General features: G+C 67.7%; 21 protein-coding genes. 9 read left to right on the top strand and 12 right to left on the bottom strand.

Annotated elements, in window-relative coordinates:
- Position 1 precedes the first annotated feature (1 nt).
- The 9 genes from ABT313_RS18560 to ABT313_RS18600 form a co-directional block, all read right to left on the bottom strand.
- On the bottom strand, positions 2-1,207 hold the full coding sequence (locus ABT313_RS18560; protein ID WP_350854734.1) for a M20 metallopeptidase family protein: 1,206 nt from the start codon (positions 1,205-1,207) through the stop codon (positions 2-4).
- Positions 1,208-1,476: 269 nt separating this feature from the next.
- The gene (locus ABT313_RS18565) at positions 1,477-2,418 is read right to left on the bottom strand and encodes a hypothetical protein (protein ID WP_350854737.1); all 942 of its coding nucleotides are present in this window, start codon (positions 2,416-2,418) and stop codon (positions 1,477-1,479) included.
- 103 nt (positions 2,419-2,521) lie between these two features.
- Positions 2,522-2,947 (bottom strand): hypothetical protein, encoded by a 426-nt coding sequence (locus ABT313_RS18570; RefSeq protein WP_350854739.1) that lies wholly within the window; start codon positions 2,945-2,947, stop codon positions 2,522-2,524.
- Positions 2,948-3,068: 121 nt separating this feature from the next.
- Positions 3,069-4,316 carry a hypothetical protein gene (locus ABT313_RS18575; protein ID WP_350854742.1) on the bottom strand — a complete coding sequence of 416 codons (1,248 nt, stop codon included), beginning with the start codon at positions 4,314-4,316 and terminating at the stop codon, positions 3,069-3,071.
- Entirely contained in the window at positions 4,313-4,558 is a 246-nt protein-coding gene (locus ABT313_RS18580; protein WP_350854745.1) for a hypothetical protein, read from the bottom strand. Before ABT313_RS18580 ends, ABT313_RS18575 begins: the two co-directional genes overlap by 4 nt.
- Positions 4,559-4,889: 331 nt before the next feature.
- Positions 4,890-5,720: a DUF72 domain-containing protein gene (locus ABT313_RS18585; RefSeq protein ID WP_350854748.1), complete on the bottom strand. Its 831-nt coding sequence runs from the start codon at positions 5,718-5,720 to the stop codon at positions 4,890-4,892.
- Entirely contained in the window at positions 5,717-6,259 is a 543-nt protein-coding gene (locus ABT313_RS18590) for a GNAT family N-acetyltransferase (RefSeq protein ID WP_350854751.1), read from the bottom strand. The genes ABT313_RS18585 and ABT313_RS18590 overlap by 4 nt, the downstream gene beginning before the upstream one ends.
- A gap of 85 nt (positions 6,260-6,344) precedes the next feature.
- The gene (locus ABT313_RS18595) at positions 6,345-7,424 is read right to left on the bottom strand and encodes an inositol-3-phosphate synthase (protein ID WP_350854754.1); all 1,080 of its coding nucleotides are present in this window, start codon (positions 7,422-7,424) and stop codon (positions 6,345-6,347) included.
- On the bottom strand, positions 7,421-8,005 hold the full coding sequence (locus tag ABT313_RS18600; protein WP_134106506.1) for a PadR family transcriptional regulator: 585 nt from the start codon (positions 8,003-8,005) through the stop codon (positions 7,421-7,423). Before ABT313_RS18600 ends, ABT313_RS18595 begins: the two co-directional genes overlap by 4 nt.
- 166 nt (positions 8,006-8,171) lie before the next feature.
- Here ABT313_RS18600 and ABT313_RS18605 point away from each other — a divergent pair, with 166 nt between their 5' ends.
- From ABT313_RS18605 to ABT313_RS18630, 6 genes are all read left to right on the top strand, one after another.
- Complete coding sequence (locus ABT313_RS18605) at positions 8,172-9,689, top strand: short-chain fatty acid transporter (RefSeq protein WP_350854758.1); 1,518 nt, start codon at positions 8,172-8,174, stop codon at positions 9,687-9,689.
- A gap of 190 nt (positions 9,690-9,879) precedes the next feature.
- Complete coding sequence (locus tag ABT313_RS18610) at positions 9,880-12,132, top strand: transglycosylase domain-containing protein (RefSeq protein WP_350854761.1); 2,253 nt, start codon at positions 9,880-9,882, stop codon at positions 12,130-12,132.
- 111 nt (positions 12,133-12,243) lie between these two features.
- Positions 12,244-13,437 (top strand): mannosyltransferase family protein, encoded by a 1,194-nt coding sequence (locus tag ABT313_RS18615; RefSeq protein ID WP_350854764.1) that lies wholly within the window; start codon positions 12,244-12,246, stop codon positions 13,435-13,437.
- Between the two features lie 47 nt (positions 13,438-13,484).
- A complete protein-coding gene (locus ABT313_RS18620) occupies positions 13,485-13,799 on the top strand; it encodes a hypothetical protein (RefSeq protein WP_350854766.1) in 315 nt (104 codons plus the stop codon).
- 246 nt (positions 13,800-14,045) lie between these two features.
- Entirely contained in the window at positions 14,046-14,558 is a 513-nt protein-coding gene (locus ABT313_RS18625) for a SigE family RNA polymerase sigma factor (RefSeq protein ID WP_350854769.1), read from the top strand.
- A complete protein-coding gene (locus tag ABT313_RS18630; RefSeq protein WP_350854772.1) occupies positions 14,555-15,331 on the top strand; it encodes a hypothetical protein in 777 nt (258 codons plus the stop codon). The genes ABT313_RS18625 and ABT313_RS18630 overlap by 4 nt, the downstream gene beginning before the upstream one ends.
- A 21-nt stretch (positions 15,332-15,352) precedes the next feature.
- Here ABT313_RS18630 and ABT313_RS18635 read toward each other — a convergent pair whose 3' ends face one another.
- The gene (locus ABT313_RS18635; protein ID WP_350854774.1) at positions 15,353-19,366 is read right to left on the bottom strand and encodes a GH92 family glycosyl hydrolase; all 4,014 of its coding nucleotides are present in this window, start codon (positions 19,364-19,366) and stop codon (positions 15,353-15,355) included.
- A 199-nt stretch (positions 19,367-19,565) separates the two neighbouring features.
- On the opposite strand from ABT313_RS18635, the gene ABT313_RS18640 reads away from it, so the two are divergent.
- Both ABT313_RS18640 and ABT313_RS18645 read left to right on the top strand, forming a co-directional pair.
- Positions 19,566-20,465 (top strand): NAD-dependent epimerase/dehydratase family protein, encoded by a 900-nt coding sequence (locus ABT313_RS18640; RefSeq protein ID WP_350854777.1) that lies wholly within the window; start codon positions 19,566-19,568, stop codon positions 20,463-20,465.
- On the top strand, positions 20,441-22,654 hold the full coding sequence (locus ABT313_RS18645; RefSeq protein ID WP_350854780.1) for a glycosyltransferase: 2,214 nt from the start codon (positions 20,441-20,443) through the stop codon (positions 22,652-22,654). The genes ABT313_RS18640 and ABT313_RS18645 overlap by 25 nt, the downstream gene beginning before the upstream one ends.
- On the opposite strand, the gene ABT313_RS18650 is transcribed toward ABT313_RS18645, so the two are convergent.
- Positions 22,566-23,027, bottom strand: a complete 462-nt coding sequence (locus ABT313_RS18650; RefSeq protein WP_350854782.1) for a GtrA family protein — start codon at positions 23,025-23,027, stop codon at positions 22,566-22,568. The two genes, ABT313_RS18645 and ABT313_RS18650, sit on opposite strands and share 89 nt — an antisense overlap.
- 156 nt (positions 23,028-23,183) lie before the next feature.
- Between ABT313_RS18650 and ABT313_RS18655 the strand changes: the two genes are divergently transcribed.
- Complete coding sequence (locus tag ABT313_RS18655; RefSeq protein WP_350854785.1) at positions 23,184-24,341, top strand: NAD-dependent epimerase/dehydratase family protein; 1,158 nt, start codon at positions 23,184-23,186, stop codon at positions 24,339-24,341.
- On the opposite strand, the gene ABT313_RS18660 is transcribed toward ABT313_RS18655, so the two are convergent.
- Positions 24,328-25,230, bottom strand: a complete 903-nt coding sequence (locus ABT313_RS18660; RefSeq protein WP_350854788.1) for a LysR family transcriptional regulator — start codon at positions 25,228-25,230, stop codon at positions 24,328-24,330. The two genes, ABT313_RS18655 and ABT313_RS18660, sit on opposite strands and share 14 nt — an antisense overlap.
- Positions 25,231-25,314: the final 84 nt, after the last annotated feature.

Here is a 25,314-nt window from a genome sequence, read left to right on the forward strand (position 1 = left end):
CTTACGCCGGAGCTAGATGGTGCGCGGCCAGCTGCGCCAGCGCCGCCGCCTGATCGGCGAGGACGGCGTCGTCGAACCGCACGATGCTCGAATGGTTCGACGGCGCCTCCTCCGCGGAGACGTCGTCCGGCCGCGCGCCGACCATCACGAACGTGCCGGGAACCTCCTTCAGCACCATCGAGAAGTCCTCGGCTCCCATCAACGGGTTCTCCAGGTGCTGCACCCGGTCCTCGCCGAACAGACCGGTGAGGATCTGCGAGGTCTCCGCCGTACGAGCCGCGTCGTTCAGCGTCACCGGGTACTGCGGATTGAGTCGTGCGTCGACGGTGCAGCCGTGGGCCGCCGCGATTCGCTCGGCCAGCGCCGGCAGCTCACGCGTCAGTTGCTCGAGCGTTGCATCGGACAACGTCCGCACGGTCGCGCCGAGGCGGGCCGTGTTCGGGATGACGTTGATCGCGACGCCCGCCTCGAGCTGGGTCACGGTGATGACCACGGGATCGAACACGTTCACCCGCCGGGTCGCGTACGTCTGCAGTGCGAGCACCAACTCCGCCACCACCGGCACCGGGTCGACCGTCCGGTCCGGCATCGACCCGTGCCCGCCCTTGCCGCGCACGGTGATGTGCAGCTGGTTCGAGCTGGCCATCATGGTGCCGGGACGCATCTGGAACACGCCCTTCCCGGCCTGTGCCCAGACGTGCAGCGCGTACGCCGCGATCGGCTTGTCGCCGGTTGCCTCCAACAGACCTTCGCGCAACATGTACCCCGCTCCGCCGAGGCCTTCCTCACCCGGCTGGAACATGAAGATCACGTTGCCGTGCAGCTCCTCGCGATGAGCAGCGAGCAACTGGGCTGCCCCGACCAGGCCCGCGGTGTGGAGGTCGTGGCCGCAGGCATGCATGTTCCCGTTCTCCGCCGCGTACTCGAGCCCTGTCTCCTCGACCACCGGCAACGCATCCATGTCCCCACGCAACAACACGGTCGGCCCGGGCGCCCCACCCCGCAGTACCGCCACCACCGAGGTCAGCTCCTTGCCCGCCGTCACCTCCAACGGCAACCCACCAAGGGCGTCCAACACCAACCCCTGAGTCCCCGGCAGCTGCAACCCAACCTCAGGCCCCCGGTGCAACGCCCGCCGCAACTCCACTAACCCACCAACAATCCCCGCACCCTCACCAACAAACTCCACCAACGCCTCCACTCCCACACCGCACCTGCCCCACAACCAACCGACCCCGACACCGTACCCACCCCACCCACCAACCACCTGCCAAGCGCCGCCCGGGCACCCCCGCGTACCCTCGGGCGCCCGCCGCGTACCTGGCTAGCGCTGGCGGGCACCTGCCGGGCACCCACCCCGCACCGCTGACCGCCTGCCGAGCGCCTGCTGAGCACCTGCCAGACCCCCGGGCACCCGGCCTGCACCGCCGAACCTGCCGAGCTCACACGCAGCGCCCAGCAACTGCCGGGCGTTCGTCAGTCTCCTCGGGTGGTGGGGGGATCGCGGTGGGGTTGGGTTTGGTTGGCTGGGCGGCGGGGAGTTGCTGGGGTGTCGAGGGCCGGGCCTTGTGGTTTGTGGAGACGGGGTGTGGCGCCGAGACCAGCGTCCATGCTCCGGCGGAGATCCTGGTTTGCCGACCAGTACTCCGTGAGGTCGTTGATCTTTGCATTGGCCTGCCGGTACGACTCCAGGCCGGCCATCGCTGACATCTTCACATCGAGCGGGTCGTTGGCGTCGTACCCGTGGATCTCCGCAAACGCAGGCTTCATGGCGGCCTCGAGCTCCGCGACCGCACCGGCACGCGCCTGCTTCGGCATCACGTCGGACAGCGTCCAGTCGTAGAGCAGTTCGGCGGCAACCCGGAACTTGTCCTCCGCGTTCACGACCGCCATCCGCAGGATCACCTCGTCACCGGACAGCCCGACCCGCGCACCGACGGCGTTGGCGAACCGCTCGACCGCCGGACGATATTCGCCGTACGGCGGAGGTGTGCTGACGTCGGTGATCCCCGGGGCAATGCGCTCCAGATCGAGTTCCGCGATGTACTTGTCCAGCAGGATCTGCGTCGCGAGCTCGGTCGTCGCCTCCTCGACGACCGCGTGCGCCGGCTGCTTGTACGCGTCCATGCCGGTCGAGTGCGACGTACCCCTGGCGGCGAGCAGGTGGATGTTCTCGTGCAGCACGACCCGGATTGCTTCTTTGAACCGCTGCAGCGTCCAGTCGCCGTGCTGCTGGCCGGCCCGGTCGAACATGGTCTGGAGCGACTCGACGATGTGCTCCGGGTGATAGCGGAGCGAGTTGTCCCGGCACGCCAGCCCCCAGCGCCTGTCGTCCGGCTCGAGGAGATCCCAGACCCGGTTCCACGAGGTGTGATCGGCGCCGGTGATCCGCAGCGCCACCTGAGCCTGCTCATCCATCAGCTGAGCAAAACCAGCAACCACAGCCCTCAACCCCCAACCGGAGCCCGGTACGACGCCCTACCGCCCGACAACCGCCGGTCTGGTGTGTTGCTGGGCGGGGTCATTTGTCAGGGTTTGGTGACGGGGTGGTCTCCAGTGCTTCGATTTGCAGGCCCAGGGATTCGGTGAGGGCGAGGATCTGGTGGTGTTCGGGGGTCTCGGGGACTGTGTCGGCTAGTTGGGCGATCTGGTCGATGCCGGAGCGGAGGGCGGCGATGCGTTCGCTGGAGGTGCCCGGGGTGTTGCGGGCCCGGCGGTGGATGCGGACGGCTGCCGCCATCGTGTCGGAGACGGGTGGTTGCTCCATGTCGAGAACCTCGGACAGCTGGCTGACGAGTAGCTCCGCCTGGCTCTGGTCCGATCGCGGCTCGACGAGGGGCACGAGGGCTCGTAAACGCTCCAGTTCAACCGCGAGCGTCGTTGAGTCCATCGAGCGCGCGGCAGCCAGCACCTGCGCGTACTCCGCATCAAACGTCCGATAGTCCATACCTCAGTATCCCGACCCGCAGGGTTCGCGCGGGGAGCCTCCCGGGTCGCATTCAGGGTCGCGTTCAGGGGAGCCTGCTGCGGCGTGCGGGACCCGCGGGCACGCGCGTCATCCGCAGCGTTCACGACGATCTGCTCACCTCTGGCCCGGTCGCATCGGGACGGCGTTGGTGGAAGTGCGGGGTCGGTGCGCTCACGGGTCGGCCCCGGGCGGGGTGGAGGCGAGCGGACTGGCCGCGCGTGGCGGATGGCGGCGCGAGACCGGACAGGGCTGCAGCGTGGGGTGACGGGTGCATGGGAGCGGGCGGCGTTGCTTCATGGGGCGGCGGGAGTGCGAGACAGGACGCGGCTGAGTCGTGGAGCGGCGCGGGTGTGGGGTCGGCCAGGGCTGCGTCTTGGCGTGATGGGAGTGCCAGAGCGGGCGGGGGTGGGTCCTGCAGTGATGGGGCTGTGAGCCTGGGCAGGGCTGTGTTGTGCGGGGAGGGGGTTTGGCGGGATGGGGCCGGGGTGGGGAGATTGCAGGCGGTGGGGTGGGTTGCCGTGCGGTGGGTGGGGAGCGGGCTGAAGGTGTAGGCGGATTCGGCGGAGCGGACTTCCTTGTCGAGGTAGTCGAGGAGTTGGTCGGCGGTCGAGATGGACTTTGCGGCGGCGAATCCGGGAGCTGTGAGTTCGTAGGCGTCGAGGTGGTCCAGGCCTGCGCGGAGGATCGATTCGAGGCGGGAGCGGGTGCCGGCGCCGGCCGGCTCCAGGTCGGGGAGGCGGGTCGAGTTGTAGGCGAGGGTGACGAGCAAGGGGAACTGGCCGGCTGCGGTCTGGCGGTTGAGGAGGTTGATGACTTCGCCTCGGGACAGGTCGTTGCGGGACTCGAGGTCGGTCGTGAGTTTGCGGACGGCGGGGACGAACGCGGCGTAGTACCCGCCGGACTGGACGGATTCGATGCCGGGGGCAACTTTGTCGACGCCTAGGCGGTTGATGTAGTCGTTGAGGTGATCTTGCGCCCAGGCTTCGGTGACGCCCTCTTCCAGTTCTCGGCTGCCGGGTTTGGTGAACGCTTCGCGGGCGGCGTCCTGTGTCGAGCCTGACGGGCCGAGGAAGTGGGCGTGTTCGTGGAGGAGCGTGGCCAGGGACTCGCGGTAGCGGACCAGCGTGGCGGTTGGTTGCCGCTCGCCGACATGCTGGTACAGCTCGCGCAGCGGCTCCAGGATGGTTTCGCCGTCGAGGTAGAGCGTGCCGTCCCAGTGCGCTAGCCCGAGGATGGCGCCACTGGACTCGACGATGCGACCGTTCCACGCGGACTGCTCGGCCCCGGCGAGAAAGCGTGCGGTCTCACCGCTCGCGGCCAGGAGCTCGTCGACCGAGCTGCAGCTCATGAGCGGAACGCGATCGCGAGCCGGACGAGGGAGTCGGCTGTACGGCGGTAGCGGGCCTGGTCGCGCGGATCATCGGCCTGGGCTGCGAGCCGGCTGAGCTCGGTGATGAGCCAGTCGGCCCGCGCCCGCCGCTCGGCAACAGGCGCGGCAACGGCGGCAACGGGGGCAACGGGCGCGGCGTTCGCGGCAGCAGTCTGGTCGCCAGGGGTCGGGCCGAGCGTCGTACCGGATGGGTGCTCCATGAGGTGTCCTCCCGAGGTGTGAAGTCGGCGGAGAACATACGGAGGTCGGCCGTGGAATTAGCGGCCAGTTCTGGAGCTGTGGATAACTCGCCGCTCGGAGTGGCGCCGCCTCGCTGACGGTTCCTTCACCGCTGGCCTCCTACAACACATTGGCCAAACAACCGGCCAGGCTGACCTTGAGGGCCGCTTTCCGGAAACAAATGCGCGCTATGTGGCGAGGAAGTTCCGGAAAGATGGGCGGCGGGCGGCGGGCGGCCGGCGGCGCGGGTCCTTGCGGGTGCGCCAGGTAGGCGGGCGGCGGGTGGTGGCGGGTGCGCCAGTAGGCGGGCGGTTAGAAGAGCGTCGGGGGTTCGGCCGCGACGGGCTCCGGGAGCGGGGCGAGCTCAGGGACGGCGGCGGCGACTGTCGCGTAGAAGTGGCGGGCGAGGTTGAGCGCCTCGGCGTTGTCGGGGGTGTGCAGGAAGATCGTCGGCGAGCGGCCCTCGGAGAGCCAGTGGACGACCAGGTCGACGAGATATCCCCAACCGTCGATCGTCTCGGCCACCGAGTCGCGGCCGATGTAGCGAACGATCGGGAAGGCGGTCAGAGCACGGGTACGACGGGCCACGCGCGGCTTCTTCATCCAGGCATCACGCTCGGCGAGGCTGGTCGGGCGCCGGGAGAAGAGCGTGCCCGTGTCGAACGGGACCCACTCGGCGTCGACGCGGGCGAGTACACGTTCCAGGTTCGCAGCGGCCTCGCGCGAGTCGAAGAAGGCCTGGTGGCGCACCTCGACGGCGTACCGGTAGTCGCGGGGCACCTGGTGGAGAAATGCGGCGAGCGCGCCCAGGTCGGTGGGCGAGAACGCGGCCGGCAGCTGGATCCACACGGCGTGGTTGCGTGGACCGAGCGGCTCGATCGCGCTGAGGAAGTTGCGGAACTCGCCCTCGACGTTCGTGAGCCGCCGCTCGTGCGTGATCACCTGCGGCAGCTTCACCACGAAGCGGAAATCAGGCGGCGTCTGAGCGGCCCAGTTCTCCACAGATGCACGCGACGGCGTGCCGTAGAAGGTCGTGTTGCTCTCGACCGCAGTGCACCAGGACGCGTACGACCGCAGCTTGTCCCGAGCAGGTTGCGGCCACGCAGGATGCGTCCACTGCGCACAACCGACGTGCAGCCTCATAGCGACCGCACGTACTGCCGACAGACATGAACCCGGGAGAAGCGCGACCGCAGCGAAGCCTCCATCGAGATCGGCGCATGCATGAACGCGCGCACCGGTTTACCCAACCCGTCCGGCGTCTCGAAGCCGTCGACATCGTCCTGCCACGACTTGTAGACATGGAGATAGCGGAAGTTCTCCGTGAACCCGGAACGCTGGTACCAGGCGTTCGCCGACGCATCCCCGCGGGTCCAGGCATCGAGTACGCCGCCCGGCAGCCGAGGGACGACCGCGTCGAGCAACCGCGTGGCCAAGCCGCTGCGCTGGTGGTCGGGATGTACTGCGAGTACGTCGATCGTCGCCCGGTCCGGGAAGATCTCGACGTCCATCAGGCCGATGACTGTCTCGCCGTCGACGGCTACGAGTCGGTGCGCCGGGTTCTCGAACGACGGGCGATCGACCACGACGTCGTCGTAGTACTCCGTGCCGAAGAAGCTGAGCAGGCGGCAGCGGAGCCAACTGGCGGCGTCGGCGTCACGGTAGTCGCGGATCTCGGTCATCCGGCGCCATGATGGCACGCCGCCCCGTCACCCGGAACCGGGTAACGGGGCGCGCGTCATCGCAGTACAGCGGTCACTGCAGCGGTCAGCGGTCGACCTCGCCGCGGATGAACTTCTCCACCAGGTCGCGGCAGACGTCGTCGGCGTACTGCTCCGGCGGCGACTTCATGAAGTACGACGACGCCGACAGGATCGGGCCGCCGATGCCGCGGTCCTTGGCGATCTTCACCGCGCGGATCGCGTCGATGATGATGCCGGCCGAGTTCGGCGAGTCCCAGACCTCGAGCTTGTACTCCAGCGACAGCGGGACGTCGCCGAAGTTGCGGCCCTCGAGCCGGATGAAGGCCCACTTGCGGTCGTCCAGCCAGGCCACGTAGTCCGACGGGCCGATGTGGACGTTGCGCGGCTCGATCTCCTCGCGCAGCTGGGATGTGACCGACTGGGTCTTGCTGATCTTCTTGGACTCCAGCCGCTCGCGCTCGAGCATGTTCTTGAAGTCCATGTTGCCGCCGACGTTCAGCTGGTACGTCCGGTCCACGGTGACGCCGCGGTCCTCGAACAGCTTGGTCAGCACGCGGTGCGTGATGGTCGCGCCGATCTGCGACTTGATGTCGTCGCCGACGATCGGCACGCCGGCCGCGGTGAACTTGTCCGCCCACTCCTTCGTGCCGGCGATGAACACCGGCAGCGCGTTCACGAACGCGACACCCGCGTCGATCGCGCACTGCGCGTAGAACTTCGCCGCCTGCTCCGAACCGACGGGCAGGTAGCAGACGAGCACGTCGACGGCAGCCTCCCGAAGTGCCGCGACGACATCGACCGGCGAGGCGTCGGACTCGGTGATGGTCTCGCGGTAGTACTTGCCGAGGCCGTCGAGGGTGTGACCGCGCTGGACGGTGACGCCGGTCGGCGGCACGTCGCAGATCTTGATCGTGTTGTTCTCGCTGGCGCCGATCGCGTCGGCGAGGTCCAGTCCGACCTTCTTGCCGTCGACGTCGAACGCGGCGACGAACTCCACATCGCGGACGTGGTAGTCCCCGAACTGGACGTGCATCAGACCGGGCACGCGCTCCTCGGGCTTCGCGTCCCGGTAGTAGTGCACGCCCTGGACGAGCGAGCTGGCGCAGTTGCCGACACCGACGATCGCTACGCGGATCGAGGTCATCTGGAATCTCCTTGGGTAGGCGGTTGGTGCTGTTCAGGGGGCCGCTGTTGCCGCCGCTCGCCGTCGATCAGCTCGTTCAGCCAGCGGACCTCGCGCTCGGCCGACTCCAGGCCGTGCCGTTGCAGCTCGAGGGTGTAGGTATCGACCCGCTCCGCCGTCCGGCTCATCGCCGCCCGGAAGTTGGCCAGCCGCTCCTCCATCCGGGCCCTGCGGCCCTCGAGGATGCGCAACCGGGTGGCCGGATCGGTCCGGCCGAAGAACGAGAAGCGGACGCCGAACGTGTCGTCCTCCCAGGCCGACGGACCGGCCTCGTGCATCGCGTGCGCGAAGTAGTCCTTGCCGTCGGCGGTGATCGTGTAGACGATCTTCGGCCGGCGACCCGACTCCGGTGTCCCGGGGTCGGCCGTGATCAGGCCGTTGCGGAGCATCGCCTTCAGACACGGGTACAACGAACCGAACGACAGCACGCGTCCCCAGCCGAACTGGGCGTTGACGCGCTTGCGGAGCTCGTAACCGTGCATCGGCGCTTCGTGCAGCAGACCGAGTACGGCGAGCTCCAGGACCCCACTGCGGTTTCCCATGAGCCACCTCCCTCGGTCTAGTTTGTCATGACCTGATGTATCGGTTCGATACATCGCTCCGCCACTGTAAGCAGACGCCAGGCCTGTGGACAACTCTTGACAAAGCCGACCTTTGTCACCTATCGCGCGAAACCTGTTACGTCAGACGCCGTTCTGCGTTAATCGAATGACACTCAGAGTCGCCGTACCGGAGCGGAGGGTCATGGCCGACAGCCATGGGAAGCACGCCAGGTCCGAGGTCGAAGCCGACGGCGCGCTTGCGCGGCTGGCGCTGCGGTTCACCGCGTTCACCGAGAAGTGGTTGCCGGACGCGTTCGGGTTCGTCCTGGTCGGGACGTTCGTGGTGCTGCTGTTCGGGCTCGTCACCGGAGAGCCGCTGCTGAAGCGCCCGGACGACCCGGCCGCGACCAAGGGGTACGGGCTGGTCGATGCCTGGGGCATCGGGTTCTGGTCGCTGATCACGTTCACCCTGCAGATGGCGATGATCATCATCGGCGGGTACGCCGTCGCGACCAGCGGACCGGTCGCCCGCTTGATCACGCGGCTCGCGCGGATCCCGAAGGAGCCGCGGACCGCGGTCGCGTTCGTCGCAGCGGTCGCCATGCTGGCGTCGTACCTGAACTGGGCCTTCAGCCTGATCTTCGCGGCGATCCTGGCGCGTGAGGTCGCGCGCAACGTGCCGAAGGCGGACTACCGCGCGCTCGGAGCGATGGCGTTCCTAGGGCTCGGGACTGTGTGGGCGCAGGGGCTGTCCGGCTCGGCCGCGCTCCAGGTGGCGAGCGCGAGCAGCAGTCCGCCGCCGGTGCAGGAGGTCATCAAGGCCAGTGGGCACGCCAGCGGTCTGATCAGGCTCAGCGACACGATCTTCACCTGGCAGGCGATCGTCGCGACGCTGATCGTGTACGCCGTCGGCGTCGGGATGGCGTGGTTCATCGCGCCGGGCGAAGGCACTGCGCGGACGGCGGAACACCTGGGGATCGAGCTCAAACCGCTGATCGGTCGCGGATCGGCGTACAACGGTCAGCGTCAGGAGCTGCGGAGGCCGGGTGACTGGCTCGAACATTCACCGCTGTTCAGTCCGCTGATCGTGATGCTCGGCGCGGTCTATCTGGTCCGCTACTTCAGCGGGAAGAGTTTCTTCAACGCGCTCGACCTCAACACGGTCAACCTGATCCTGTTCCTGCTCGCCCTGCTGCTGAACTGGCGGCCGTGGCGGATGGCTCGCGCGGTACGTGACGGCGCTCCGGCGGCGGCCGGCGTACTGCTCCAATTTCCCTTGTACGGCGGGATCTTCGGCATGATCGCCTACACCGGGATCTCCGGCCGGCTGGCCGGCTGGTTGGTGCACGCGAGCAACCAGTTCCTGTTCCCGCCGCTGGTCGCGCTCTACTCCTGCATCCTCGGCATCTTCGTGCCGAGCGGCGGGAGCAAGTGGGTGATCGAGGCGCCGTACGTGCTGCAGGCGGCGAACGAGCTGAAGGTCGACGCCGGCTGGATGGTCGTGGTGTACGACCTCGGCGAGGCGAGCGCGAACCTGCTGCAGCCGTTCTGGATGTTGCCGACGCTCGCGATCCTGGGCCTGAAGGCGCGCGACATCATGGGCTACACGTTCACGATGTTCCTGGCCTGCTTCCCGGCCGCCCTGATCGCGGTGACGCTGCTGGCACCCCACGTGACCTCGTGAGAGTCGCATCACAACAAGCATCGGGATGCAAACCTTCCAACGATGTAAAACGTCAGCGGAAGAGTCCCGGTGGACCGTTTTCACTTGGACGCCCCGTGGTTGCTAGCATCCGGAGCGGATTCGGGCGCGTTACCACACCCACCGTAGTCTGTGGGGCAATGACTCCAGCCAGATCGTCGAGGATTGCAGCGTGAGTGAAGCTCGTAGGAAGGCCGCCCCGGCCCGCCGTCGGCAGAAGAGGCACTGGGCGCTCCGCGTTCTCGGCTGGCTGGCCGCGCTGATGTTCCTCGGCATCATCGGCGCGGTCGCGGCCTTCTTCATCGTGTACCAGACGACGAAGATCCCCGACCCGAACAAAGAGTTCGCCACCAACACGACCACGGTGACGTACGCCGACGGACGCAACCCGCTGGGAACGTTCTACGACCAGAACCGGACCACCGTGCCGTTGTCGCAGATTCCGAAATGGGTTCAGGACTCGGTGATCGCGGCCGAGGACCGGACATTCTGGACCAACCCCGGCATCTCGCCGTCCGGCATGGTCCGGGCGGGAGTGAACATCGCCCGCGGTGAGCAGTTGCAGGGTGGATCGACGATCACCCAGCAGTACGTCAAGGTCATGTACCTGACCCAGGAACGGACCGTGGGCCGCAAGCTCAAGGAACTGTTCATCGCCACAAAGCTCGGTCGGCAGCAGGACAAGAGTAAGACGCTTGAGGGCTACCTGAACACTGTCTACTTCGGCCAGGGCGCTTATGGCGTCGCCGCCGCGGGGAACACCTACTTCAGTGTGAAGGACCCGAAAGACCTCACCATTCCCCAATCGGCCTTACTCGCGACCGTTCTGAACAACCCGACCCTCTTCGACGTCACCGATACGGACCCGCGGACCAAGAAGCGGATCATCGAGCGGTACCACTACGTCCTCGACGGCATGCAGCAGATGGGCACGATCACCCCGGCCCAGGAGGCGCAGTACGCGAACCGGCTGCCGGACCTGTCGAACATGAAGAAGAAGAGCAGCCGCTACGCCGGCCCGAACGGCTTCCTGCTCGACATGGCGAAGAAGGAGTTGGCGCAGCGACTGGCGCAGCTCGGTTTCGACGAGGACGCGATCACCGGCGGCGGCCTGAAGGTGACCACCACCTTCAACTACGGGCAGCAGAACAAGATCCTGATCGCCGCCAAGAACGAGAAGCCGAAGAAGAGCGCCGGCCTGCACATCGGCATGGCCGCGGTCCAACCCGGCACCGGTCAGCTGCTGGCGATGTACGGCGGGCCGGACTTCCTCAAGAGTCAGCTCAACTGGGCCACCACCAAGGCCCGACCGGGGTCGTCGTTCAAGCCGTTCGCGCTGGCCGCGGCGCTCGAGGACGGCAAGTCGATCTACGACATCTTCCAGGGCGACAGCCCGATCACGGTCCAGGGCCAGAAGTTCGGCAACGAGCTCAGCACCGACTACGGCGACGTCACCCTGCTGAAGGCGACCGAGGAGTCGGTCAACACCGCCTTCTACGACCTGGTCGACAACAAGATGGACAACGGGCCGGAGAAGGTCACGGCCGCGGCCGAGGCGGCCGGCATCCCGGCGTCGAAGGCGTTGGAGAACGACAAGTCGAACCCGTCCACCGTGCTCGGCCCGAACGCGTACGCGTCGCCGGTCGACATGGCGAACGCCTACGCGACGTTCGCGGCCGGAGGAAAGTACACGCCGCTGCACGTGATCAAGGAAGTGCGCGGTCCGGACGGCAAGGTGCTGTGGTCGGACGCGAGCATCATGAAGCAGCAGAAGCAGGCGTTCCCGCCGGAGATCGCCAACATGGTGAATTACGTCCTGCAGAAGGTGGTCACGGACGGCACCGGGACGGGCGCCAAGGATCTCGACCGCCCGGTCGCCGGGAAGACCGGCACCGCGGGTGGTGTCGCGGTCGAGGACCGGGCCGAGAACAAGAAGTGCGACGGCTGCAAGGAGGGCTCCGCGACGCTGACCTCGTGGTGGAGCGCCTACACCCCGCAGCTGTCGACCTCCGTGCTGTACCGAGCCGGCAACAGCGGTGAGTCGGACCTGGACCCGTACAGCGACGACCCGGCGTTCTTCGGTGGCAACTGGCCGCTGAAGACCTGGCTGGCGTACATGAAGACGGCCCTCGAGGGTGTGCCGGACGCCGACTTCGTCGCGCCGGACGCGGACCAGGTCAAGGACACGACCACGCCGACATACACCCCGCCTCCGAGCACCCCACCCCCGAGTACGCCGCCTCCGAGCACTCCGCCGCCGAACACGCCGCCTCCGTCGACGCCCCCGCCGAACACTCCGACGAACACGCCGACGAAGACGAAGCCCACCAAGCCGACCAACACTCCGGTCTGGCCCTCTTTGCCGACCGGCGGCACAACGACCGAACCGACGAAGACACCGCAGAAACCCGGCGGCGGTCAATAGCTACAGACGACGGCACCCACCCGGGTGCCGTCGTCGTTTGTCAGCCAGGTCCCGATATGGGAGACGATAGAGGCGTGACTCGGGCGGACTGTGGTGTGTGGTGGTGTGCGCGTGTTTGAGCGCACGGCTGCCGGTGACCCCAAGCCGGGGCGGGCTCGGCGGGCCCGGGTGGACGGGGTCGGCTGGCAGCGGTGGATGCCGACCGCTCTGGGCCGCGAGGTGCTCGGGTGGTGGCTGGTCAGCCGGGTCGCACTGTTCGTGCTGTCGGTCTCAGCGCCGCTGCTGTTCAACCGGGGCAACGACTACCCGAACGTCTGGCACGCCTGGCTGCAGTGGGACGTCTGGCACCTCAATGCGGTGGCCGAGTTCGGCTACAACCACGGGGAGCCGTCCGGGGCGCCACTGGCCGCGTTCTTCCCCGGCTTCCCGTTGCTGGTCCGCCTCGTCAGCTACACCGGCATCGGGTACGTCGCCGCGGGCATCGTGGTCTCCGCGGTGGCCAGTGCGGTCGCGGGCGTGTACCTGGCGCGGCTGGCGCAGTACGAGTTCCCGGAGTTGAAGGGCATCGGGCCGAACGCCGCGATGATTTGGTACTGCGCCCCGGTCGGTGTGTTCCTCGCTGCGGGGTACACGGAGGCGCTGTTCTGCGCGTTCGCGTTCCCCGCGTGGCTGGCCGCGCGGCAGGGGCGCTGGGCGCGGGCGGCCGTCTTCGTCGCGTTGGCATCGACGGTGCGGGTGTCCGGGATCTTCCTGATCTTCGCGCTGCTCGTCGAGTTCATCACCTCGAAGAAGCGGGACTGGCTGTCGCTGCCCTGGTTGGCGTTGCCCGCGGTGCCGGTGCTGGGGTTCATGGCGTATCTGAAGCAGATCCACGGCTCGTGGTTCGCCTGGCAGGAGGCGCAGGAGAAGGGCTGGGCGCGTGAGTTCACCTGGCCGTGGATCTCGCTCGAGCACACGTTCCAGGCCGCGAGCAAGGGCCACTTCTCCGCGGACCGCAGCGACTGGACCTGGATGTTCCGCGCCGAACTCGTCGCGCTGTTCATCCTGCTGATGCTCCTCGTCTGGCTGTTCTGGCGCCGGTCCTGGGGTGAGGCCGCCTGGGTCGCCGCGACGGTGGGCGCATTCTGTACGTCGTTCTGGATCTACTCGCTCACCCGCGCCACCCTGCTCATGTGGCCGCTGTGGATCGGCCTGGCCGTTCTGGCCCGGCGGAGACCGTGGATCGGCCGGCTCTACCTGGCCGTAGCGATACCACTGGCTGCCATCTGGGCGGCCGGCTTCTTCACCGGCCGCTGGTCCGGCTGAGTAGTTCTGCTCAGGCGCTCCGCCCGCTGCGTCCTTAGCGTGATCCCATGGATGGCCGGACGATCGGCAGGGTCACGGTGCAGGCGGCCTTCGTCGGTGTGGTGGCAGGTGTCGCGTACGCGACGATGCGGCAGCTCGGTGCCCCACTCTGCCCACCGACAGCGGTGAGCTGTGCGGCAGAGGCCGGCGGCGCTCTGTTCGCAGTACAGCTCGGCGGTCTGGCGACCGCGCTGGCGCTGCCGGTGCTGGCTCTGCGGGCCGGGCTCAGCTGGGCGTTCGCGGTCGTCGCCACCGCCGGAATCGCGGCTGTGAATCTGGTCTGGTTCCTGACGATGTCCGACATGTGGACTGTTTTGCGGTGAGGCAACCCCTGGGAGAGTTCGAGCGTCGTTAGGGATGAAGGGGTGGCAGTCCGGGCGGGGACCGCCACCCCTCATCACACTTCGTCACAACCGAATCTCCGGCGGAACCTCTCAGGGGCAGGCTCCGCCGGGTAGTCCACACCGAGGGCGATGGCACCGGCCGTCGCCCTCGCGTCATGATGCAACCTCCCGGCGGGCTCACCCAGTAGTTCCAGGGTGAGATCACCGGACAAGGGAGGGCCGATCGTGGCTGATCGCGACGCGGAGTACCTCGAGTACGTGACGGCGCACCGAGGCCGGATGCTGCGCACCGCCCGGCTGCTGGCCTCGGGGGACACGCACTGGGCCGAGGACCTCGTCCAGGTCGCGCTGACCAGGCTGTACGTGCACTGGTCGAAGGTCCGCAAGGAGGACGGCGCGGCCCGGTACGCCGATCGGATCCTGGTGAACGCCTTCCTCGACGAACGCCGCCGGATGTGGCGACGCCGGGAGTCGGCCACCGAGCAGCTGTACGACGCCGCGTCGCCACCCAGCCAGGACCCGGCCGAGCGGCTGACCGTGCTGGGCGCCCTCGCGAAACTCCCGCGCCGCCAGCATGCCGTCGTCGTACTGCGCTACTTCCGCGACTTCGACGTCCACACCACGGCCGAACTCATGGGCTGCTCGGAAGGCACCGTGAAGTCGCAGACGTCGCGGGCGCTCTCGACGATGCGTGAGCTCTTGCACGATTCCCTCGAAACCATGGAGAGCCTGCGATGACCGACCTCAAGGAACTGCTCGACGAGGCCGCCGGCCCCGAGCCCACCGTCACCGACGCCGACCTGTCCGCCGACCTCACCCGCGGCCAGCGAGCCCTGCGCCGCCGTCGACTCACCGGTATCGCCACCGGCGCGGTCGCGACGGCTCTGGTGATCGGCGTCGGCTGGTCGGTCCTGCCCTCTGGCACGACATCCAACGGGACGCCGGCACCGGCTGCCCGGACCACCCCGACTCCGGCTGCACCCTCGACCCGCCCCGGTCCGAGCCACATCCCCGGTGGAGACCGGAACGACCACCGCAGCGCACCTCCGATCCCGATCACTCCGGTCGCGCTCGTTGCGAACACCAAGCCGTTCCCCGGCGTGATCACCTGCGACCTGATCCCGCAGGGCTGGGCGGCCCGGATCATCACCACCGTGGCGCAGGGCGGCGGCTGGGAGCAGCAAGAGCTCTACGATCCGAAGCTGGCCAACCCGAAGCAGTACCACGGCGTCAGCTACACCATGATCGTCCGGCAGGTCGAGATGATGGACAACGGCGAAGGCCTGACCGCGGACAAGTACACCGAGCCTTGGACCAAGTTGCCGAAGGTCCGCGCCGGGCAGAACGAGGCAGTGATCTCCGGCGGCAGTCCCCGGGACGGACACCGTGAGGTCCACGTCCGAATGGGCCGGACCACACATCTCGTCGGGGTCACCAACGACGCCTACAACCTGGCCTGGGACGAGGCGACCCTGCTGAGGTTCGCCGGTTCCTGCCACTACAAGAAGTGACAGGAACCGGCGACGCCGGGATCAGCCCCAGTTGCGGTCGATCGACTGTGACGGGGTCGGGCTCGGCTTCGTCTCGGCGACGCGCTTGTCGCTCGGGTGCGTGCCGGTCTCGACGCCCTTCAGCGTCCCGAGGAGCTCGACCTCGGCGAGCGTGACGCCGTCAGCGCCCGCCGCCGGGGCCAGCACCAGGCGGTACTGCGTGTACGCCTTCGGGGACGCGATGCTGAAGGACCGCGTGTACGACGCCCACGCGAACGTCTCGCCGCTGCGGCGATCCACCGTGGACCATGTCGTACCGTCGTTCGAGCCCTCCAGCGTCCACGCGGACGGCGCCGTACCGGTGGTGCCGCTGGTCAGCGTGTACATGCCGACCGGACGGCCCTGCGGAAGCGCGACCGTGACGGTGGGCTGGGCACCGGTCAGCGTGACCTGTGTCTTCGAGTCGTTGTCGATCAACGCGGAGACATCAGCGCCGCCCGCACCGATCACCGCACCGGTGTCGGAGGTCGAGTCGTGCCAGGTCATCGGGTCCTCGCCGGGCTTGGTGATCGACGGCGGCGCGTCGTTGCGGCCGGTGCCCCACTTGGTCGGCTGGTCGGTCATCTCGAACTCGATCTTGCCGCCGTTCGCGATCAGGTCATGCGGCAGCGCGGTCGACGTCCACGCCTTCCCGTTCACGCGAACGCTCTTGACGTAGATGTTCTTCGAGCTGTTCTTCGGCGCGCTGATCACCAGCTTCTTGCCGGAGGCCAGCCGGACCGTCGCCTTGGTGAACAGCGGCGAACCGATCGCGTACGTCGGTGAGCCGACCTGCAGCGGGTAGAAGCCGAGCGAGCTGAACAGGTACCACGACGACATCTCGCCGTTGTCCTCGTCACCCGGGTACCCCTGGCCGATCTCCGAGCCGGTGTACAACCGGGACAGCACCTCGCGCACCTTCTCCTGCGTCTTCCACGGCTGTCCGGCCACGTCGTACATGTAGGCGATGTGGTGCGACGGCTGGTTGCTGTGACCGTACTGCCCCATCCGTACGTCGCGCGCCTCGAGCATCTCGTGGATCGTGCCGCCGTACCCACCGGTGTGCAGGGCGTCCTCGGGGATGCTGAAGAACTCGTCGAGCTTCTTCGCCAGTCCGTCACGGCCGCCGTAGATCGCGGCCAGGCCGGCCCCGTCCTGCGGCGTCGAGAACGCCATGTTCCACGCGTTCGTCTCGGTGTAGTCGTGACCCCAGTCCTGCGGGTCGAACGTGCTGGGCGAGTTGCCCCAGACGCCGTCCGGGCCCTTGCCCTGGAAGAAGCCGACGGTCGGATCGAATAGCGTGACGTAGTTGCGGGCCCGGTTCAGGAAGTACTTGTAGTTGTCCAGGTACTCCTGCTTGCGCGGGTCGTTCTTCTTCGCCTTGTCGTACAGCGCCTTCGACATGTTCGCGATGCCGAAGTCGTTGATGTAGCCGTCCATCGACCAGCTGAAGCCCTCACCGGTGGTGTTGGCCGTGTAGCCGTTGAACGTCGACAGGTCCATGCCCTTGCGGCCGACGTTCTGCGACGGCGGCACGACCGAGGCGTTCTTCACGGCCGCGTCGTACGCCGCCTGGACGTCGATCCCCTTGACGCCCTTGAGGTACGCGTCCGCGAAGGCGACGTCGGACGACGTACCGACCATCAGGTTCGCGTAGCCGGGGGACGACCAGCGGGAGATCCAGCCGCCGTCCTTGTACTGCTGGACGAACCCGTTGACCAGATCGGCGGCCTCGGGCGCGAACAACGAGTAGGCCGGCCACACCGTCCGGTAGGTGTCCCAGAAGCCGTTGTTCACGTACGTCTGCCCCGCGACGATCTTCGAACCCGTCATGGTCGGGGTGTCGGCGCCGACCTTCGGCGACGTCGGCGACGCGTAGGTGATGACCGGCTTCGAGGCGGTGCCGGTGTTCTCGGAGCCGTTGTTCGGGTAGAGGAACAGCCGGTAGAGGTTCGAGTACAGCGTGGTCAGCTGATCCGCCGTCGCACCCTCGACCTCGATCGTGCTCAGCTTCGCGTCCCAGGCAGCCTGCGCGGCGTCCTTGACCTTGTTGAACTTCGACCCGGCCGGCAGCTCGAGCTCGAGGTTCTTCCGGGCCTGCGCGGTGCCGATCAGCGAGGTCGCGATCCGCAGCTGCACCTGGGTGGTCTTGGCGTCGAACGTGAAGTACCCGCCGACGTCCGCGCCGCCGCCGTTCGCAAGCTTGCCCGAGGCAAGCACCTTCTGGTCCACAACGCCGTACACGAAGAGCCGGCCGGCGCCGGTGGACAGGCCGCTCTTGATGTCGGTGAACCCGGTCACCACGCCGGTCGCTGGGTCGAGGGTCAGACCGCCGCTGTTGCTGACGTTGTCGAAGACCAGCGACGCCTTGCCGGCCGGGAAGCTGAACCGCAGCATCGCCGCGTGGTCGGTCGGCGCGATCTCGGCCGCGTTGCCGTTGTCGAACGTGACGCCGTAGTAGTACGGCCGGGCGACCTCGTTGTCGTGACTGAACGACCAGGCCCGGGCCTTGCGGTCCGCGGTCGGGGTGTCGGCCGTCGACGGCATCACCTGGAACGTCTGCCGGTCACCCATCCACGGGCTGGGCTCGTGGCTGATCGACAACGCCTGCATCGTCGGCTTGTTGTCCTCGTTGTTGCCCTTGGCATAGTCGTACAGCCAGGACGTCGAGCCGGCGTTCGTCACCGGCGTCCAGAAGTTGAAGCCGTGCGGTACGGCGGTCGCCGGGAAGTTGTTGCCGCGCGAGAAACCGCCGGTCGCGTTCGTCCCGCGGGTGGTCAGCGCAAGGTCCGACGGGTGCTTGGCCGCGGTCTTCTGCGCCGCGCGGTCCGGGTTGATCGCGGCGGCGATCCGGATGTCGTCCAGCCAGCCGCGGAAGTCGGCCGGGCCGGACGGTTTGTCGTACCCGACCAGGATCCGCTTGATCGTCTTCCCCGCGGCGACTGCGCCGAGGTCGGCCTCGACGTTGTTCCACTGGTTCGTGTAGAGCGCCTTGGAGTCGCCCTGGCCGCGCGGGCTGAGCGTGAACCCGTGCTGGTCCTTGGCCTTCAGGTCACTCAGGTACGTGCCGTCGTCGAACGCGAGGTCGAGCGCCGCGTAGGTGCTCGGGTAGCTGAGGTCACCCTCGACGTGCTCGGGGAAGATCTTGTACGACAGCCGGGTGTCCTTGCCGACCTTGAGATCGACGTCGGAGATCTTGTTCCACGTGTAGCCGCGGCCGGAGCTGTCCTGGTGCCCGGCGTACCGGAAGGACTTGACGCCGGTGAAGCCGACGCGGGCCCGGGCGTTGTACGCACTGGTCGGGCCGGAGTCCAGCTGGGACTCGGCGACCGGTCCGGGTGGCGGCAGCGGGGCGCCGTTCGAGAGGTACCAGTCGGCGAGCTGGACGATGTCCTCGCCGTGGTTCAGCGTGACGTCCAGCTTGAAGAACTTGTACGCCGTCTCGTTGGAGAAGCTGTACTCCTTCGTCTGGAACCTGTTCTCGAAGCTCTGACCGGTCTGCGTGTCCAGCGTGGTCCACGTGGTGCCGTCGTTCGAACCGGAGACGGTCCAGTTCTGTGGGTCGCGACCGTCGGCGTCGTTCGCCGAGGTCAGCGCGTACTTGCGGATCACGACCGGCGCCGAGGTCTCGTAGACCAGCCAGCCTGTCGGCTCGAACACCAGCCACTTGGTGAACTTGTCACCGTCGGCCGCGTTGGTGGCGATCTCGCCGCCACCGGTGTTCTCACCGTTCGCGGTCACCTTGGTGACCTTGTCCATCTCACTGCCGCCGATCCCCGTCGGCGTCGGGCCGCGCACACCGTCGGTGCGGGGCTTCCCGTCCGGTCCGGTCTCGACGGCATCGGTGTACCCCGGCTGCGGCTGACCGGGCTCGAACGAGGTGAAGTACGACGAGCCGCTGACGACCGGCTGCTCCGAGGCAGTAGGCGATGCGGCATGCGCTGGCGTCATGGCAACAGACAGTGTCACAACCAGCGTGAGAGACGTGACGAGCCCCAGTGGGCGGCGGAGATCCATCTACGCTCCTTGCACGGCCGGACCGGGGCGGCAGCTGTCCCCCCGGTATGGGTGCGCGGCCCCGATGACAAGGTTGTCAGCCCGCGCCCGGGGTGATCCTGCCCAGCTTCGTCACCCGTGGTCAATAGTTCGTAGCGCACTGTCGACGCATGGTGGTGGATCGACACCCCGGCGGTAGGTTGAAGCCATGGTTGAAGCCATGGACGATCGTGTGCTGGTCACCGGGGCAGCCGGATTCATCGGGCGGGCCGTCGTGGCCGCGCTGCGGGAGCGTGGAGTGCCCGTGACCGCGGTGGATCGGGAGCCGCCGGATGCGTCGTGGGACGACGGCGTGCACGCGGTGACCGGTGACCTGGCCGAGCAGGAGACCTGCGTGGCGGCGTTCGAGACGCGGCCTACCGCGGTGGTGCACCTGGCTGCGTTGACGTCGGTGTTGCGCTCGGTGGACGCGCCGATGCAGACCTTCGCGCAGAACGTCACCATCACACAGGTGCTGCTCGAGCTGGCGCGGGGAAGCGGCGTGGACCGGTTCGTGCTGGCGTCGACGAACGCGGTCGTCGGTGACGTGGGTACGTCGACCATCACCGCGGACCTGCCGCTGCGACCGCTCACGCCGTACGGCGCGACGAAGGCGGCAGGCGAGATGCTGCTCTCGGCGTACTCCGGGAGCTATGGCATGGCGACCGCGGCGCTGCGGTTCACGAACGTGTACGGGCCCGGGATGTCGCACAAGGACAGCTTCGTGCCGCGGATGATGCGGGCCGCGCTGAACGGCACCGGCGTGAAGGTGTACGGCGACGGCGCGCAGCGGCGGGATCTGGTCTTCATCGACGACGTCGTGAGCGGGATCCTGCTCGCGCTCGACAGCAAGTACGACGGCCGGACGATCATCGGCTCCGGGCGATCGGTATCGGTGCTGGAGATGATCGAGACCGTCCGCGAGGTCACCGGGCGTCCGGTGCCGGCGGAGCACATCGAGGCACCGGCCGGTGAGATGCCGGCAGTAGTCGTGGACATCGCCAACGACCTCGGCTACAAGCCGACCGTCACGCTCGAAGAAGGTCTGGCCCGCACGTGGCGCTATTTCAAGCAGCAGTAAGGAAGCATTGGCTGCTTGCCGTCTTCCTGTTCGTCGGTGTCGTACTGCGAGTACTCGCGTTCATCGCCTATCGGCCGGCGATCGTCTACACCGACTCGGTGCAGTACCTGACCAACATGGGGAAGCTGAGCCCTGACCAGCTCAACCCGATCGGCTATGACTTCGTGCTCGGCCCACTGGTCTGGGTCGGCGGGCTGACCCTCGTAGTGATCGTCCAGCACCTCGTGGGACTGCTCCTGGGCGTGGCGATCTACGCACTGGCCCGCAGGCTGACCGTGTACCGCTGGCTGGCCGCAGTGGCCGCCGCACCCATCCTGCTTGACGCCTACCAGGTGCAGATCGAGCAGAACATCATGGCCGAGACCACGTTCGACGTGATCCTGGTGGCCATCCTCTGGCTGCTGCTCGGCCGCGTGCCCAGTTGGAAGCGCGCAGCAGTCGTCGGCGTACTGATCGGCGCCGCCTTCACGGTCCGCGCTATCGGCATGGTCCTACTGATCGCAGTGGTGCTCTACCTTGTCGTGGTCGGCAACGCCTGGCGCAAGCGCCGCATGGACGTCGTACGGCGCACCGCGGCAGCTATAGCCGGGTTCGCCATCGTCTTCGCCGCGTACGTCGGCTACTACCGTGCCGACACCGGACGCTGGGGTTTTACCGGCGCCGAGAACCAGATCCTGTACGGGCGGACCGCCACGGTCGCCAACTGCGCCAAGCTGCCGCTCAACGAGGGCACCCGGCTGTTCTGCCCCAAGGAGCCGCTCGGCGAGCGCCTAGGCGTCGACAAGTACGCCCACAACCACTACGGCGACCCCAACTGGCCCGGACCGCTTCCACCCGGTACGACGAAGCGCCAGCTCGCTACCGAGTTCGCGCGCCTGGTGATCACGCACCAGCCGGTCGACGTCACCTGGGCTGCGCTCAAGGACTTCGCGAAGGGCTTCGCGCCCACGCGGACCAGCTCGCCCAACGACGTACCGCTGGACCGTTGGCAGTTCCAGCTGGTCTATCCGAACCTGCAGGACCCCAACACTGCGAAGGCTGCAGTGAAATGGGGTGGGTCCGAGCCACACGTCACCCACGTACCTGCGGTCATCCTGCGCGCGTACCAACTCCACGGCGGCTACACGTCCGGCACGCTGCTCGGGCTGTACGCACTGATCGCTCTGGCCGCTGTAGCCGGGCTGGGGCGGGCAAAGACATCAGGTCTCCGCTCGGCCGCACTGCTGCCAGTAGCGGCCGGTGTGATCCTCTTGCTCGGGTCAGCGGCATTTGAGTTCTCCTGGCGCTACCAACTGCCCGGTCTGGTGTTCTTCCCGCTAGCAGGTGCCATCGGACTGCGTGCTGTGCTGGGTAAGGACCAGGCGCGCCCTGCGATGGCGGACTACCCGGACACCGTCGATTCCCTTGCGGTAAAGGACTTCGGCACGCAGCAGTTCGCACCTGTCGTCGTGGTCATCGCGGCGTACAACGAGGCCGGCGGGATCGGCCAGGTGCTGACGAACATGCCGAGAACCTGCGCGGGCCTGCCCGTCGACGTACTCGTCGTGGTCGACGGCTCGACCGACAACACGGCCGAGATCGCCCGTGAACACGGCGCTTTCGTGTGTGTTGCCCCGAGCAACCGTGGTCAGGGCGCCGCGCTCCGGCTCGGGTACAACCTCGCGGCCGAAGGCGGCGCGGAGTACGTCGTCACCACCGACGCGGACGGGCAGTACGACAACAGCGAGCTCGAGGTACTGCTGGATCCGATCCTCACCGACCGGGCCGACTTCGTCACCGGGTCACGCCGGCTCGGAGCCGAAGACGCGGACAGCCGGCTGCGCTGGGTCGGCGTACGGGTCTTCGCCGTGCTCGCGTCGATCCTGACCCGGCGCAAGCTGACCGACACGTCGTTCGGGTTCCGCGCGATGCGCTCCGACCTGGCGACCGCGGTGACGCTGCGCGAACCGCAGTACCAGTCGTCGGAGCTGCTGCTCGGCGCGCTGGCCATCGGTGCCCGCGTGGTCGAGCTCCCGATGACGATGCGCCGGCGCGGTGACGGCAGCAGCAAGAAGGGCCCGGGCCTGGTGTACGGCGCGAACTACGGGCGGGTGATGACGACTACGTGGTTACGGGAGTACGTGCTTCGACGGGGGCGGCGGCGGGCTTGGCGAACACCAGCCGGTCGAACAGCACGAACTTCACGATGAACAGGACCGCGTAGGTCGCCAGGTACGAGCCGGTCACCAGCAGAGTCTTCACAGCGTGTGACGAGACCGGCTGGACCAGGTGGTCGGTCACCGAGGTGACCACCGCGGCGGTGACCGCCGAGCCGATCACGATGATTGTGTACGGCAACTTCTGACCGCTGCGGCCCCAGGTGTAGCGGCGGTTCAGGACGTAGTTCGGCACGGCGCCGGCGAACCAGGCGACGACGGTCGCGACGATCGCCGCAGTACCGAACCAGTAACACAGAGCGAACGCCAACTGGCTGACCACGGTCGCGACCACGGAGGATGCCGAATACCTCGCCCACAGCAACAATCGGCCGCGGGACAGTCCGGTCTTGGTGATAGCGCGCATCGGGGCCTATTCTGCACCCCCGCACGCTCCGGTGGCACTCCGACGGAGATTCTCAGCCGATTGCCAGCGAATAGATGACTCCCGTCACGTTACTGGAGCGGGTACTCGGGATAGGAAGGACTGTGACGACGTTCCCTGACGGAAGGCGGCCGAGCCGTGCGCGTACTCGTCCTGGGCGGTGACGGCTACCTCGGGTGGCCGACTGCACTGCACCTCTCCGACCGCGGCCACGACACGGCCGTGCTCGACAACATGGCCCGCCGCGGATACGACCGCGAGCTGGGCGTCCAGAGCCTGGTCCCGATCGAGGACCTCGAGACCCGGGCAGCAGCCTGGGAGGAGGTCTCCGGCAAGCGGATGCCGACGTACGTCGGTGATCTGCTCGACGCCGACTTCGTCTACCGGGTGCTGCAGGAGTTCGAGCCGGACGCGATCGTGCATTTCGCCGAGCAGCGCGCCGCACCGTACTCGATGATCGACCGCGAACACGCTGTGTACACACAGCACAACAACGTGGTCGGCACGCTGAACCTGATGTACGCCATCGCCGAGACCAACCCGGACATCCACCTGGTCAAGCTCGGCACGATGGGCGAGTACGGCACGCCGAACATCGACATCGAGGAAGGCTGGCTGGAGGTCGAGCACAACGGCCGCAAGGACCGGATGCTCTACCCGAAGAAGCCCGGCTCGTTCTACCACCTCAGCAAGGTGCACGACTCGCACAACCTCGAGTTCGGCTGCCGGATCTGGGGGATGCGCGTCACCGACCTCAACCAGGGCGTCGTGTACGGGCAGCAGACCGACCAGACCGTTCGGGACGCGCGGCTGGCGACCCGGTTCGACTACGACGCCGTCTTCGGCACCGTGCTCAACCGGTTCTGCATCCAGGCCGTGCTCGGCGAGCCGCTGACGGTGTACGGCGCCGGCGGTCAGACCCGCGGCTTCCTGGACATCCGGGACACCGTCGAGTGCATCCGGCTCGCGGTGGAGAACCCGGCCGACGCCGGCGAGTTCCGGGTCTTCAACCAGATGACCGAGAGCTACTCGGTCTCCCAGCTCGCCGACCTGGTCGCGGAGTGCTTCCCCGGCCCGGTCCAGGTCGAGCACCTGGAGAACCCGCGCGTCGAGCAGGCCGAGCACTACTACAACGTGAAGCACACGGGCCTGGTCGGCCTCGGCCTCCAGCCCCACCTGCTCTCGGAGACGCTGATCGAGTCGATGTTCGACATCGTGTCCGCCAACAAGGACCGCGTCGACCCGGCAGCCCTCCTCCCCACGGTCCGCTGGAAGGGCCACCTCAAGCAGGGCTGACCTTCGAACGCACCAGCTCGGCGAACCGCCGCGCCGCGGGTGTCGCGGCGTGGCCGGTCGGCACGATCAGATCGACCCGGCGCTCCAGCTGTACCCCGGTCAACGGGACCAGTTGGAGCGCCGCTGTCGATCTGGGATGCAGGGTGAAGTCCAGTCCGCGCGGCACAAGGGCTACGCCAACGCCGGCGCCGACCAGGTCCAGCACCATCACCCACTCGTTCACCTCGCAGACGATCTGCCGCTTCAGACCGGCGCCGGCGAAGGCGCGGTCGATCTCGGTCCGGATCGCCCATGCCGGCGGCGCCTCCACGAACCGTTCCCCAACAAGCTGCTCCAGCCGTACGGCGGACGCAGCGGCCAGGGGGTGGTCTCGCGGGCAGGCCAGTACAAGCGGCTCGGCCAGCAGCGGTACGACGTCCAGCCCAGGCGGCTCGTGATCGAGCAGCGCGACGAGTCCGCAGTCCAGTCCGCCGTCCTGTACGAGCTGGACCATCTCGGACGCGGACAGCTGCACGACCGAGATCTGCACCCGCGGGTGCGCCGTGGCGAACTCAGCCAGCCACCCGGCGAACGGGAGTGTGTGTCCGGTCGTCTGCAAGGCACCAATCCGCAGCTGTCCGGCCAGCACGCCGTGGACCTCCTGGACGGTCTGCCGCGCTGCAGCCGCCGCCTCCAAGGTGCGGCGAGCCAGCGGGACCAGTGCGTCGCCCTCAGCAGTCAGCCGGACCGGTCTGGTCCCGCGAACGAACAGGAGCGCGTTCACGTCCTTCTCGAGGGCGCGGATCGAGGTGGACAGACCGGACTGCACGATGTGCTCGCGGCCGGCCGCCGCTGTGAAGCTGCGCTCCTCGGCGAGCGCGACGAAGTGGCGGAGGTGCCGGAGTTCCATACCGTCGATTATCTCCTGTAGAGATGGAAGCTATCGCAAGCAGTCTCCGGAGAGCTGGTATCGCCGACCGCGTCACCCCGGTTC

The sequence above is a fragment of the Kribbella sp. NPDC000426 genome, from assembly GCF_040300265.1.
In the GTDB taxonomy this organism is placed as follows: domain Bacteria; phylum Actinomycetota; class Actinomycetes; order Propionibacteriales; family Kribbellaceae; genus Kribbella.